We start from the raw sequence: 13093 nt of genomic DNA on the forward strand, positions 1-13093 counted from the left end.
CAGATTGTTAACTTATTTAATCGGGGTTGCAATAACAGTTTAATAATACTTAAGACATCATTAACCCGCTGGCGATTGTATATTGGTCTGGTTTATGGTTTCATTCAAATCCTAAAGTGAATCATATCATTTGCAGTGGTGTTTATTTTATCGTTTGTCAGCGGCGAAAAGTCATTTTCGCTAAACTGTTCTTTATATTTTCCGAATTTAAAATAATTCTCTTTCGCTGATCGTATATGCATGGTAAATCATATTCTTCGGAATTATTACAGTACGTTGGCAAAGGGAGTGTAGCGTGACAGTGGAGTCAGAAGTGCCAGAAATTAATATTAAACAACCTCAAACTACTGATGGGATTAAACCGCAGTTACGTACGGTGGACCTTAATCTGCTCACGGTATTTGATGCTGTCATGCAGGAGCAGAATATCACCCGGGCGGCCCATACGTTGGGGATGTCTCAGCCCGCGGTCAGTAATGCTGTTGCCAGACTTAAGGTTATGTTTAACGACGAGTTATTCGTTCGTTACGGGAGAGGAATACAGCCTACCGCACGGGCATTCCAGTTATTCGGCTCTATCCGTCAGGCGTTGCAGCTGGTTCAAAACGAGCTGCCAGGGTCAGGCTTTGAACCTTTAAGCAGTGAGCGTGTATTCAATCTTTGTGTTTGCAGTCCGTTAGATAATTATTTGACGTCGATTATTTATAATAAAGTTGAAGAGATCGCTCCCAATATCCATCTGGTTTTTAAATCATCCTTAAATCAAAACACAGAGCATCAGTTACTCTACCAGGAGACTGAGTTCGTTCTGGGATATGAAGAATTTCGACGTCCTGAATTTTCTTGCGTTCCGCTCTTTAAAGATGAAATGGTGTTGGTCGCCAGTAAAAAACACCCCCGACTCAATTCTCCGCTTCGGGAAAGTGACGTTTATAGTGAGCAGCATGCTGTTGTTGCGCTCGACAGATATGCTTCCTTTAGCCTGCCGTGGTATGACACGGCGGATAAACAGGCAAGCGTTGCTTATCAGGGAATGGCAATGGTCAGCGTATTGAACGTGGTCTCGCAGACACATCTGGTGGCTATTGCACCACGCTGGCTGGCTGAGGAGTTTTCCGGTCAACTACAACTGCAAATGTTGCCGTTGCCGCTCAAGCTGAATAGCCGTACCTGCTATCTCTCCTGGCATGAAGCCGCCGGTCGGGATAAAGGGCACCAGTGGATGGAAGAGTTGCTGATCAGTATTTGCCGTCGATAAGCGCATCAGGATAAATTGCATTTTCGCGTGTGATTTATCCTGGTTTTTTCTCTGTTATTGTTATTTTATTCTGTTGTGAATTTTTTCTTGCTGCTCTCTGGCTCGCAAAAATAGATGATTTCCTGAATCGACGCGCTTTTCAGCGATGATTAATCATCTCATCCTCTAATACCAGATGAATTGACCATATCCTTCCTTAATACCTGTTTTTTCTGCTTTGCGAACCGTTTAGCTCACCCGGTCTGCTAATTGCCTGCCTCATAACGAGCGGTTAAGGTAACGATCACTCTGCAAAATATAAGATTGGTTTAACCCAGTCGTAAGACGGTGCGGAAATGAATTCTGCAACTCGTCTATAACAAAATGCCTGGAGGCAAAGCATGGAGATGTTGTCTGGCGCGGAAATGGTCGTCCGATCGTTAATCGATCAGGGCGTGAAGCAAGTGTTCGGTTATCCCGGCGGCGCAGTCCTGGATATTTATGATGCGCTTCATACGGTAGGCGGCATTGACCATGTTTTAGTACGCCACGAGCAGGCGGCGGTACATATGGCTGACGGGCTGGCCCGCGCGACAGGTGAAGTAGGCGTGGTATTAGTGACGTCAGGTCCCGGCGCGACAAACGCCATCACCGGCATTGCCACGGCGTATATGGACTCTATCCCGCTGGTTATTCTTTCCGGCCAAGTGGCGACGTCACTGATCGGCTACGACGCATTTCAGGAGTGCGACATGGTGGGGATTTCGCGTCCCGTTGTGAAGCACAGCTTCCTGGTTAAGCAAACTGAAGACATCCCGGGGATATTGAAAAAAGCCTTCTGGCTGGCAGCAAGCGGGCGTCCCGGCCCGGTGGTGGTCGATCTGCCGAAAGATATCTTGAACCCGGCGAACAAGCTTCCTTATGTCTGGCCGGAGTCGGTGAGCATGCGCTCATACAACCCAACGACGCAGGGCCACAAGGGGCAGATCAAACGTGCCTTGCAAACGCTGCTGGCCGCCAAAAAACCGGTAGTCTATGTCGGTGGTGGGGCAATCAATTCTGCCTGTGAAGGGCAGCTTCGGGAGCTTATCGAGAAACTCAATCTTCCCGTTGCGTCGTCGCTGATGGGGCTGGGCGCTTTCCCGGCAACTCACCGTCAGGCTCTGGGGATGCTGGGTATGCACGGTACCTATGAAGCCAACATGACGATGCACCATTCCGATGTGATCTTTGCCGTCGGCGTGCGCTTTGACGATCGCACCACCAACAATCTGGCGAAATACTGCCCGAACGCCACCGTGCTTCATATTGATATCGATCCCACCTCTATTTCGAAAACGGTGTCTGCGGATGTGCCGATCGTCGGTGATGCCCGCCAGGTGCTGGAGCAAATGCTGGATCTGCTGGCACAGGAGCCGCCTTCCCAGCCGCTGGATGAGATCCGTGACTGGTGGCAGCAGATCAAACAATGGCGTGCGCGTCAGTGCCTGAAGTATGACACGCAAAGCGACAGCATTAAGCCGCAGGCGGTGATCGAAACTATCTGGCGGCTGACGAAAGGCGAGGCATACGTGACGTCTGACGTGGGTCAGCATCAGATGTTTGCCGCCCTTTATTATCCGTTTGATAAACCGCGCCACTGGATTAACTCCGGAGGGTTAGGAACGATGGGCTTTGGCTTGCCTGCCGCACTGGGCGTCAAGCTGGCTCTGCCTGACGAAACCGTCGTCTGCGTGACGGGAGACGGCAGTATTCAGATGAACATCCAGGAGCTGTCGACGGCCCTTCAGTATGAGCTGCCGGTACTGGTGCTGAACCTGAATAACGGTTATCTCGGGATGGTGAAGCAGTGGCAGGACATGATCTACTCTGGTCGTCACTCTCAGTCCTACATGACGTCACTGCCTGACTTTGTTCGTCTGGCTGAAGCTTACGGCCATATTGGGATGCGAGTGACCGATCCGGCAGAGCTCGAAACGAAGCTCGGTGAAGCGCTTGAGCACGTTAAAAATAACCGCCTCGTTTTTATGGATGTCATTGTTGATGGCACCGAGCACGTATACCCGATGCATATTCGCGGTGGTGGTATGGATGAAATGTGGTTAAGCAAAACGGAGAGAACCTGATATGCGCCGGATATTATCTGTTTTACTGGAAAACGAGTCTGGCGCACTGTCGCGCGTCATTGGCCTTTTTGCACAGCGCGGCTATAACATTGAAAGCCTGACCGTTGCGCCGACTGACGATCCGACGCTGTCGCGCATGACCATCCAGACCGTCGGCGATGCCAAAGTGCTTGAGCAGATCGAGAAACAGCTGCATAAGCTGGTCGATGTTCTGCGCGTCAGCGAGCTGGGGCAGGGTGCCTACGTTGAGCGAGAGGTCATGCTGGTGAAAATCCAGGCCAGCGGTTACGGGCGTGAGGAAGTGAAACGTAACACGGATATCTTCCGTGGGCAGATTATAGACGTCACGCCTTCTATATATACGGTTCAGCTGGCCGGAACGAGTGACAAGCTGGATGCCTTCCTGGCATCTGTACGGGATGTGGCAAAAATTGTTGAGGTTGCGAGATCGGGGGTTGTTGGCCTGTCACGCGGCGATAAGATCATGCGTTAGTTGTCTAAAAGGTTCGCCTCTTTCTGCCCGGTCACCAAAGCCGGGCTTTTTTTTGTGTAATCAGACGACAACAGAGATAAAAGCGGTTGCCGCGAAGGCTATTCTGCGTTTAGATGTTAAAAGATTTAACCATAACCTTGCCAAGGCCATGGACTCTTTTCATTTTTTAAGGGGCAATTGTGAAACTGGATGAAATCGCCCGGCTAGCCGGCGTGTCACGAACAACGGCCAGCTATGTGATTAACGGTAAAGCAAAGCAGTACCGTGTCAGCGATAAGACCGTTGAAAAAGTTATGGCGGTGGTTCGTGAACATAACTACCATCCGAATGCTGTCGCAGCTGGCCTGCGTGCCGGACGCACCCGCTCTATTGGCCTGGTGATCCCGGATCTGGAAAACACCAGCTATACCCGTATCGCCAACTATCTTGAACGTCAGGCGCGCCAGCGTGGCTATCAGTTGCTGATTGCCTGCTCGGAAGACCAGCCCGACAACGAGATGCGCTGTATTGAGCATCTGCTCCAGCGTCAGGTCGATGCCATCATCGTCTCCACCTCTTTACCGCCTGAACACCCATTCTATCAACGCTGGGCGAACGACCCATTCCCGATTGTGGCGCTGGATCGTGCGCTCGACAGGGAGCATTTCACGAGCGTCGTCGGTGCCGATCAGGATGATGCCGAGATGCTGGCGGCAGAGCTGAGAACCTTCCCGGCTGAAACGGTGCTGTATCTGGGGGCGCTGCCTGAACTGTCAGTCAGCTTCCTGCGTGAACAGGGGTTCAGAACCGCCTGGAAAGACGATCCCCGTGAGGTACACTACCTCTATGCCAACAGCTATGAACGTGAAGCGGCCGCACAGCTTTTCGAGAAATGGCTGGAAACGCACCCGATGCCGCAGGCGTTATTCACCACCTCATTTGCTCTGCTGCAGGGGGTGATGGATGTGACCTTACGCCGTGAGGGTAAGCTGCCTTCCGACCTGGCCATCGCGACCTTCGGTGATAACGAGCTGCTCGACTTCCTCCAGTGCCCGGTTCTGGCGGTGGCTCAACGCCATCGTGATGTGGCTGAACGCGTGCTGGAAATTGTGCTGGCAAGTCTGGACGAGCCGCGTAAACCGAAGCCGGGTCTGACGCGTATTAAACGTAATCTTTACCATCGCGGAATTTTGAGCCGCCATAAATGAAATGACGGGGCGGAGAAATCTGCCCCCTTTTGACGAAATAATTCGCCGGGATAATTCCCGTAGAGAAATTAGGATAATTCTTGCGAATTTACCTTCTGCTATTTTTCTTAATTCATTTTGGCGTTTAAGGGTTCCTTTAAAGGACGTTTAAACGATTTTAAATGCCTGTCTTTGTATTATTTTGTTACAAACCCTCTTCCGGCGATGAATATTCAGACGTTTTTCCTTCTGCTGTGCCAGCTTGCACGGCAACCGCCGCGTTTAGCGAGCCCTGGGGTGAATCTGGCGCTGTTATCCCCTGAGAATCTGTCATAAAATGCTGCCCGCGTCGCAAACTGACACTTTATATTTATCTGCGATGATATTGAGTGAGCCTTAACGCTAGTGTGCATATTCGGTTTTTTTCTTACAAATATTCATAACGTTAATTTTGCCTCGCCAGTTGTGCAGTTATTAACCAGGACTGTTTATCTCTGTAAATAGAGGCCTTTCGGGCCTGTATAGGGAGAGTCCTGGCTTGACAAGCTTTTCCCTCGCTCCGTAAACTCCTTTAGGTGGGAATTTGTGGGTTAAAGTGGTGAGGAGGGGTGAGACTGGCATGTTCCGTGGAGCTACGTTAGTCAATCTCGACAGCAAAGGGCGTTTATCGGTACCAACCCGATACCGCGACCAGCTGATTGAGAACGCTACGGGTCAAATGGTTTGCACCATTGACATCAACTCCCCCTGCTTGCTGCTTTACCCCTTACCTGAATGGGAAATTATTGAGCAAAAGCTGTCGCGACTGTCGAGCATGAACCCGCAGGAACGCCGCGTGCAGCGGTTGTTATTGGGACATGCCAGTGAATGTCAGATGGATAGCGCAGGCCGGTTACTGATTGCCCCTGTGTTACGGCAACATGCCGGTCTGACCAAAGAAGTGATGCTGGTCGGGCAGTTCAACAAGTTTGAACTGTGGGATGAAACGACCTGGTATCAACAGGTCAAGGAAGATATCGACGCTGAGCAGTCTGATTCCGCGACATTATCGGAACGGCTGCAGGACTTGTCTCTATAAATATGATGGAAAATTACATACATAAAACGGTGCTGCTGGATGAGGCCGTTAACGGCCTGAATATTCGTCCGGACGGCATCTACATTGATGGCACTTTTGGTCGCGGTGGCCACTCGCGCTTAATCCTCTCCCAGCTTGGAGCGGAAGGGCGTCTGCTGGCAATCGATCGCGATCCGCAGGCGATTGCCGTTGCGCAAACCATCGATGACCCACGCTTTTCCATCGTGCATGGACCTTTCTCTGCGCTCGCTGATTATGTTGCCGAGCGCGGCCTGACGGGCAAGATCGACGGAATCCTTCTCGATCTTGGCGTCTCTTCACCCCAGCTTGATGATGCTGAACGCGGCTTCTCCTTTATGCGCGATGGTCCACTGGACATGCGCATGGATCCTACTCGCGGTCAGTCTGCCGCCGAGTGGTTACAGACCGCGGACGAAGCGGATATTGCCTGGGTGATCAAAACCTTCGGCGAGGAGCGTTTTGGCAAGCGTATCGCGCGCGCCATCGTTGAGCGTAACCGCATCGAGCCGATGACCCGCACGAAAGAGCTGGCCGAGGTGATCGCGGCGGCGACGCCGGTGAAGGATAAGCACAAACATCCCGCGACCCGTACCTTCCAGGCGGTTCGTATCTGGGTAAACAGTGAACTGGAGGAAATAGAGCTGGCGCTAAAAAGCTCGCTCGACGTGCTGGCCCCGGGTGGGCGGTTATCCATCATCAGCTTCCATTCGCTGGAAGACCGCATTGTGAAGCGCTTTATGCGTGAACAAAGCCGCGGTCCACAGGTTCCAGCGGGGCTGCCGATGACGGAAGAACAACTCAGGAAGCTGGGTGGCCGTCAGTTGCGAGCATTAGGCAAGTTGATGCCGGGCGAAGAAGAAGTGGCACAGAATCCACGCGCCCGTAGTTCAGTGCTGCGTGTTGCAGAGAGGACGAACGCATGATCGGCAGAGTGACAGAGACCCTAAGCAAAGTTAAGGATTCGTTAGGAAGCAACGAGCGCCATGCCTTGCCTGGCGTGATCGGCGACGATCTTTTGCGGTTTGGGAAACTGCCACTCTGTCTGTTCATTTGCATCATTGTCACGGCCGTCACGGTGGTCACGACTGCCCACCACACACGCTTATTAACTGCGCAACGCGAGCAGATGGTACTGGAACGCGATGCGCTGGATATTGAATGGCGAAACCTGATCCTTGAAGAAAATGCGCTCGGCGATCACAGCCGGGTTGAACGGATCGCAACGGAAAAGCTGCAATTGCAGCATGTTGATCCTTCTCAGGAAAATATTGTAGTACAAAAATAAGGGAAAACGCGACGCATGAGAGCAGCGGCAAAAACGCTTAAACCAAAACGTCAGGAAGAACAGGCCAACTTTATCAGTTGGCGTTTTGCGTTGCTTTGCGGCTGCATTTTACTGGCGCTGGGTTTCCTGCTGGGACGCGTGGCATGGTTGCAAATCATCGCCCCTGACATGCTGGTTCGACAGGGCGACATGCGTTCCCTTCGCGTTCAGGAAGTGTCGACGTCCCGCGGGATGATCACCGACCGCTCAGGCCGTCCACTGGCCGTGAGCGTACCGGTTAAAGCCATCTGGGCCGATCCGAAAGAGCTGCACGATGCGGGTGGCATTACGCTTGATAACCGCTGGAAGGCGCTCTCTGATGCCCTGAAAATGCCGCTGGATCAGCTCGCTTCCCGCGTCAACGCCAATCCAAAAGGGCGTTTTATCTATCTGGCGCGTCAGGTCAACCCTGACATGGCGGACTATATTCGTAAGCTGAAGCTGCCGGGTATTCACCTTCGCGAAGAATCCCGCCGCTACTATCCTTCTGGCGAAGTAACCGCTCACCTCATTGGCTTTACCAACGTTGATAGCCAGGGGATTGAGGGCGTTGAAAAAAGCTTCGATAAGTGGCTCACCGGCCAGCCTGGCGAGCGAATTGTTCGTAAAGACCGCTACGGCCGCGTTATCGAAGATATCTCTTCCACGGACAGTCAGGCGGCACACAACCTGGCGCTGAGTATTGATGAGCGTCTGCAGGCATTGGTCTACCGCGAGCTGAACAACGCCGTCGCCTTCAACAAGGCGGAATCCGGCAGCGCCGTGCTGGTGGACGTCAGTACGGGCGAAGTGCTGGCGATGGCCAACAGCCCGTCCTATAACCCGAACAACTTTACCGGCACCGCAAAAGATGCGATGCGTAACCGGGCGATTACCGACGTGTTCGAACCGGGCTCCACGGTGAAACCGATGGTGGTCATGACGGCGCTCCAGCGTGGCATCGTCAATGAAAACACGGTTCTGAACACGATCCCTTACCGTATTAACGGCCACGAGATTAAAGACGTGGCGCGCTACAGCGAATTGACCCTGACCGGGGTTTTACAGAAGTCGAGTAACGTTGGCGTTTCAAAGCTGGCGTTAGCGATGCCGTCCTCAGCGTTAGTAGAGACTTACTCACGTTTTGGGCTTGGAAAGGCGACCAATTTGGGGTTGGTCGGAGAACGCAGTGGCTTATATCCTCAAAAACAACGGTGGTCTGACATAGAGAGGGCCACCTTCTCTTTCGGCTACGGGCTAATGGTAACGCCGTTACAGTTAGCGCGAGTCTACGCAACGATTGGCAGCTATGGCGTCTATCGTCCGCTGTCCATTACCAAAGTTGATCCACCGGTTCCAGGTGAGCGTATCTTCCCGGAATCCATCGTTCGTACCGTCGTTCATATGATGGAAAGCGTGGCGCTGCCTGGCGGCGGCGGCGTGAAGGCGGCGATCAAAGGCTATCGCATCGCCATCAAAACCGGTACCGCGAAAAAAGTGGGGCCAGACGGCCGTTACATCAACAAATACATTGCCTATACCGCAGGCGTTGCGCCTGCCAGTAATCCGCGTTTTGCGCTGGTGGTCGTCATTAACGATCCACAGGCGGGTAAATACTACGGCGGCGCCGTTTCCGCGCCTGTGTTCGGGGCCATCATGGGCGGCGTGTTGCGCACCATGAACATCGAACCGGATGCGCTGGCAACGGGCGAGAAAAGTGAATTTGTAATTAATCAAGGCGAGGGTACAGGTGGCAGATCGTAATTTGCGCGACCTTCTCGCTCCGTGGGTGCCTAATGCACCGGAGCGAGCACTGCGAGAGATGGTACTGGACAGCCGTGCGGCTGCTTCTGGCGATCTTTTTGTGGCGGTGGTCGGTCATCAGGCGGACGGGCGTCGTTATATCCCGCAGGCGATTGCGCAAGGTGTTGCTGCCATTATTGCTGAGGCCAAAGATGAGGCAACCGACGGTGAAATCCGTGAAATGCACGGGGTGCCGGTCATCTATCTCAGCCAGTTAAACGAGCGTCTCTCTGCGCTGGCCGGACGTTTCTATCACGAACCGTCCGATCGGCTGCGTCTGGTGGGCGTGACAGGTACAAACGGCAAAACCACGACCACGCAGCTCATGGCGCAGTGGGCGCAGTTGCTGGGTGAAACCGGTGCGGTCATGGGAACTGTCGGTAACGGTCTGTTGGGCAAAGTGAGCCCGACCGAAAACACCACCGGCTCCGCAGTCGACGTACAGCATGTGCTGGCCGGCCTGGCAGGGCAGGGGGCAACCTTTGCCGCGATGGAAGTCTCTTCACACGGTCTGGTGCAGCACCGCGTGGCGGCGCTGAAGTTTGCCGCCTCGGTATTCACTAACCTGAGTCGAGATCACCTTGATTATCATGGTGATATGGAGCATTACGAAGCAGCGAAATGGCTGCTCTACTCCACCCACCATAGCGGACAGGCCATCATCAACGCTGACGACGAAGTCGGTCGCCGCTGGCTGGCGAAGCTGCCGGATGCGGTTGCGGTGTCGATGGAAGACCATATCAACCCGAACTGCCACGGCCGCTGGCTGAAGGCGGTTGCGGTGGATTATCACGACAGTGGCGCCACCATTCGTTTTACCTCCTCATGGGGTGACGGTGAAATTGAAAGCCGTCTGATGGGCGCGTTTAACGTCAGCAACCTGCTGCTGGCGCTGGCGACGCTGCTGGCGCTGGGTTATCCGATGAACGCGCTGCTGGAAACGGCTGAGCGTTTGCAGCCGGTATGTGGCCGTATGGAAGTGTTCAGCGCACCGGGCAAACCGACCGTGGTGGTCGATTATGCCCACACGCCGGACGCACTGGAAAAAGCGCTGGAAGCGGCGCGTCTGCACTGTACCGGTAAGCTCTGGTGTGTGTTTGGCTGCGGTGGCGACCGTGATAAGGGCAAACGTCCACTGATGGGTGCCATTGCTGAACAGTTCGCGGATATTCCGGTTGTAACCGATGACAACCCGCGTACTGAAGAGCCGCGCGCCATTATTAACGACATTCTGTCGGGCATGCTGGATGCAGGCCGCGCCCGCGTGGTGGAAGGCCGTGCGGAAGCCGTGACCAACGCCATCATGCAGGCTCAGGAAAACGACGTTGTGCTGCTGGCCGGGAAAGGCCATGAGGATTATCAGATTGTTGGCAACCGTCGTCTCGATTATTCGGACCGCGTCACGGCCGCGCGTCTGCTGGGGGTCGTGGCATGATTAGCCTCACCTTAAGTCAGGCCGCTGCGGTACTGCAGGGCGAGCTGCTGGGTCACGATCTGACCATCGAGGCCGTGACGACCGATACCCGCAAAGTGACCCCGGGTTGTCTGTTTGTGGCGCTGAAGGGCGAACGTTTTGACGCGCATGATTTTGCACAACAGGCCAGGGAGAATGGTGCAGGGGCGCTGCTGGTCAGCCGTAAACTCGCGGTCGATCTGCCGCAGATCGTGGTGAAAGATACCCGTCTGGCATTCGGCGAGCTGGCGGCCTGGGTTCGTCAGCAGGTACCGACGCGCGTCGTCGCGCTGACCGGTTCATCAGGCAAAACCTCTGTGAAAGAGATGACTGCGGCCATCCTGAGCCAGTGCGGAAATACGCTTTATACGGCAGGCAACCTTAACAATGATATCGGCGTGCCGATGACATTACTTCGCCTGACCAAAGAGCATGAATTTGCCGTGATCGAGTTAGGGGCAAACCACCAGGGCGAAATCGCCTGGACCGTGAGCCTGACGCGCCCGGAAGCAGCGCTGGTGAATAACCTGGCCGCTGCACATCTGGAAGGTTTTGGTTCGCTGGAAGGCGTGGCGAAAGCTAAAGGCGAGATCTATACCGGCCTGCCGGAAGATGGTATCGCCATTATGAATGCCGACAACAATGACTGGCTGAACTGGCAACAGATCATTGGTTCCCGCAAGACCTGGCGCTTCTCGCCGAACGCGGCCAACAGTGATTTTACCGCGACCAATATTCATGTGACTTCGCATGGCACGGAATTCACCCTTAATACCCCAACCGGGGGCATTGAGGTGCTTCTGCCACTGCCGGGTCGTCATAATATCGCCAATGCGCTCGCGGCAGCGGCGCTGTCGATGGCGGTTGGTGCGTCGCATCAGGCGATTAAAACCGGTCTGGCAAATTTAAAAGCCGTGCCGGGGCGTCTGTTCCCGATCCAGCTTGCGGAAAACAAACTGCTTCTGGATGACTCCTATAACGCGAACGTCGGCTCAATGACCGCGGCGGTGCAGGTGTTGTCTGAGATGCCAGGTTATCGCGTGCTGGTGGTGGGCGATATGGCTGAGCTGGGTGATGAAAGCGAAGCGTGTCATGTCCAGGTGGGGGACGCGGCGAAAGCGGCAGGTATTGATTGCGTGCTGAGCGCCGGAAAACTGAGCCAGGCGATTAGCCATGCCAGTGGTGTTGGCGAGCACTTTGCCGATAAAGCCGCGCTGATTGAACGCCTTAAGGCATTGATGACAGAAAAACAAATTGTGACTGTGTTAGTGAAAGGTTCACGTAGTGCCGCCATGGAAGAGGTTGTGCACGCATTACAGGAGAACGGGACATGTTAGTTTGGCTGGCCGAACATTTGGTCAAATATTATTCAGGCTTTAACGTCTTTTCCTATCTGACGTTTCGCGCCATTGTCAGCCTGCTGACTGCGCTGTTCATCTCTTTGTGGATGGGCCCGCGCATGATTGCCCGTCTGCAAAAACTCTCCTTCGGTCAGGTTGTGCGTAACGACGGTCCGGAGTCGCACTTCAGCAAGCGGGGTACGCCGACCATGGGCGGGATCATGATCCTGACCGCGATCGTTGTTTCCGTACTGCTGTGGGCTTATCCCTCTAACCCGTACGTCTGGTGCGTACTTACCGTGCTGGTGGGCTACGGCATCATTGGGTTTGTTGATGATTACCGCAAGGTCGTGCGTAAAGACACCAAGGGCCTGATCGCCCGCTGGAAATACTTCTGGATGTCGGTGATTGCGCTGGGCGTGGCCTTCGCGCTGTATCTGGCAGGAAAAGACACCCCCGCCACCGAGCTGGTGGTGCCGTTCTTTAAAGACGTGATGCCGCAACTGGGGCTGTTCTACATTCTGCTGGCCTACTTCGTCATCGTGGGCACCGGTAACGCCGTAAACCTGACCGACGGTCTGGATGGCCTGGCGATTATGCCAACCGTCTTCGTCGCCGCCGGTTTTGCGCTGGTGGCGTGGGCCACCGGTAACATGAACTTTGCTAACTATTTGCACATTCCATACCTGCGACACGCAGGCGAACTGGTTATCGTCTGTACGGCGATTGTCGGGGCGGGACTGGGCTTCCTGTGGTTCAACACCTACCCAGCGCAGGTCTTTATGGGTGACGTCGGTTCACTGGCTCTGGGCGGCGCGCTGGGCATTATTGCCGTACTGCTGCGCCAGGAGTTCCTGCTGGTGATTATGGGTGGGGTGTTTGTGGTTGAAACCCTTTCAGTGATTTTGCAGGTCGGGTCCTTCAAGCTGCGCGGTCAGCGTATCTTCCGTATGGCACCGATTCACCATCACTATGAACTGAAAGGCTGGCCGGAACCGCGCGTGATTGTGCGCTTCTGGATTATTTCGCTGATGCTGGTGCTGATTGGCCTGGCAACGCTGAAGGTACGTTAA

Annotated in this window: 11 protein-coding genes; all 11 read left to right on the forward strand. The window is 54.1% G+C overall.

Features of this window, described 5'->3' with window-relative positions:
• Nucleotides 1–313: 313 nt before the first annotated feature.
• The 11 genes from leuO (at nucleotide 314) to mraY (ending at nucleotide 13093) form a co-directional block, all read left to right on the forward strand.
• Nucleotides 314–1258 carry a transcriptional regulator LeuO gene (leuO, locus tag ACMVME_RS11770; RefSeq protein WP_414743444.1) on the forward strand — a complete coding sequence of 315 codons (945 nt, stop codon included), beginning with the start codon at nucleotides 314–316 and terminating at the stop codon, nucleotides 1256–1258.
• A gap of 380 nt (nucleotides 1259–1638) precedes the next feature.
• Complete coding sequence (gene ilvI, locus ACMVME_RS11775) at nucleotides 1639–3363, forward strand: acetolactate synthase 3 large subunit (protein WP_068795212.1); 1725 nt, start codon at nucleotides 1639–1641, stop codon at nucleotides 3361–3363.
• A gap of 1 nt (nucleotide 3364) precedes the next feature.
• On the forward strand, nucleotides 3365–3856 hold the full coding sequence (gene ilvN, locus ACMVME_RS11780) for an acetolactate synthase small subunit (RefSeq protein WP_003856371.1): 492 nt from the start codon (nucleotides 3365–3367) through the stop codon (nucleotides 3854–3856).
• Nucleotides 3857–4035: 179 nt separating this feature from the next.
• Nucleotides 4036–5043 carry a catabolite repressor/activator gene (gene cra, locus ACMVME_RS11785; RefSeq protein ID WP_014168621.1) on the forward strand — a complete coding sequence of 336 codons (1008 nt, stop codon included), beginning with the start codon at nucleotides 4036–4038 and terminating at the stop codon, nucleotides 5041–5043.
• A 598-nt stretch (nucleotides 5044–5641) separates the two neighbouring features.
• Nucleotides 5642–6100: a division/cell wall cluster transcriptional repressor MraZ gene (gene mraZ, locus ACMVME_RS11790; protein WP_025205427.1), complete on the forward strand. Its 459-nt coding sequence runs from the start codon at nucleotides 5642–5644 to the stop codon at nucleotides 6098–6100.
• A gap of 2 nt (nucleotides 6101–6102) precedes the next feature.
• A complete protein-coding gene (rsmH, locus tag ACMVME_RS11795; RefSeq protein WP_068795211.1) occupies nucleotides 6103–7044 on the forward strand; it encodes a 16S rRNA (cytosine(1402)-N(4))-methyltransferase RsmH in 942 nt (313 codons plus the stop codon).
• Complete coding sequence (ftsL, locus tag ACMVME_RS11800; protein ID WP_008501989.1) at nucleotides 7041–7406, forward strand: cell division protein FtsL; 366 nt, start codon at nucleotides 7041–7043, stop codon at nucleotides 7404–7406. Before rsmH ends, ftsL begins: the two co-directional genes overlap by 4 nt.
• Before the next feature lie 15 nt (nucleotides 7407–7421).
• Nucleotides 7422–9188, forward strand: coding sequence for a peptidoglycan glycosyltransferase FtsI (locus ACMVME_RS11805; RefSeq protein WP_014168624.1), 1767 nt, complete (start codon nucleotides 7422–7424; stop codon nucleotides 9186–9188).
• The gene (gene murE / locus ACMVME_RS11810; protein ID WP_032679622.1) at nucleotides 9175–10662 is read left to right on the forward strand and encodes a UDP-N-acetylmuramoyl-L-alanyl-D-glutamate--2,6-diaminopimelate ligase; all 1488 of its coding nucleotides are present in this window, start codon (nucleotides 9175–9177) and stop codon (nucleotides 10660–10662) included. Before ACMVME_RS11805 ends, murE begins: the two co-directional genes overlap by 14 nt.
• Nucleotides 10659–12017 carry a UDP-N-acetylmuramoyl-tripeptide--D-alanyl-D-alanine ligase gene (murF, locus tag ACMVME_RS11815; protein ID WP_068795210.1) on the forward strand — a complete coding sequence of 453 codons (1359 nt, stop codon included), beginning with the start codon at nucleotides 10659–10661 and terminating at the stop codon, nucleotides 12015–12017. The genes murE and murF overlap by 4 nt, the downstream gene beginning before the upstream one ends.
• Complete coding sequence (mraY, locus tag ACMVME_RS11820; protein WP_008501985.1) at nucleotides 12011–13093, forward strand: phospho-N-acetylmuramoyl-pentapeptide-transferase; 1083 nt, start codon at nucleotides 12011–12013, stop codon at nucleotides 13091–13093. The genes murF and mraY overlap by 7 nt, the downstream gene beginning before the upstream one ends.

Origin of the sequence: Enterobacter cloacae complex sp. 2024EL-00711, assembly GCF_047529885.1 — a bacterium.
GTDB lineage: Bacteria > Pseudomonadota > Gammaproteobacteria > Enterobacterales > Enterobacteriaceae > Enterobacter > Enterobacter ludwigii.

Excerpts from the sequence above, each read along its gene's own strand:
- ilvI (WP_068795212.1), top strand. The coding sequence starts at position 1,639 with ATGGAGATGTTGTCTGGCGCGGAAATGGTCGTCCGATCGTTAATCGAT.
- ilvN (WP_003856371.1), top strand. The coding sequence starts at position 3,365 with ATGCGCCGGATATTATCTGTTTTACTGGAAAACGAGTCTGGCGCACTG.
- mraZ (WP_025205427.1), top strand. The coding sequence starts at position 5,642 with ATGTTCCGTGGAGCTACGTTAGTCAATCTCGACAGCAAAGGGCGTTTA.
- rsmH (WP_068795211.1), top strand. The coding sequence starts at position 6,103 with ATGATGGAAAATTACATACATAAAACGGTGCTGCTGGATGAGGCCGTT.
- ftsL (WP_008501989.1), top strand. The coding sequence starts at position 7,041 with ATGATCGGCAGAGTGACAGAGACCCTAAGCAAAGTTAAGGATTCGTTA.
- ACMVME_RS11805 (WP_014168624.1), top strand. The coding sequence starts at position 7,422 with ATGAGAGCAGCGGCAAAAACGCTTAAACCAAAACGTCAGGAAGAACAG.
- murF (WP_068795210.1), top strand. The coding sequence starts at position 10,659 with ATGATTAGCCTCACCTTAAGTCAGGCCGCTGCGGTACTGCAGGGCGAG.
- mraY (WP_008501985.1), top strand. The coding sequence starts at position 12,011 with ATGTTAGTTTGGCTGGCCGAACATTTGGTCAAATATTATTCAGGCTTT.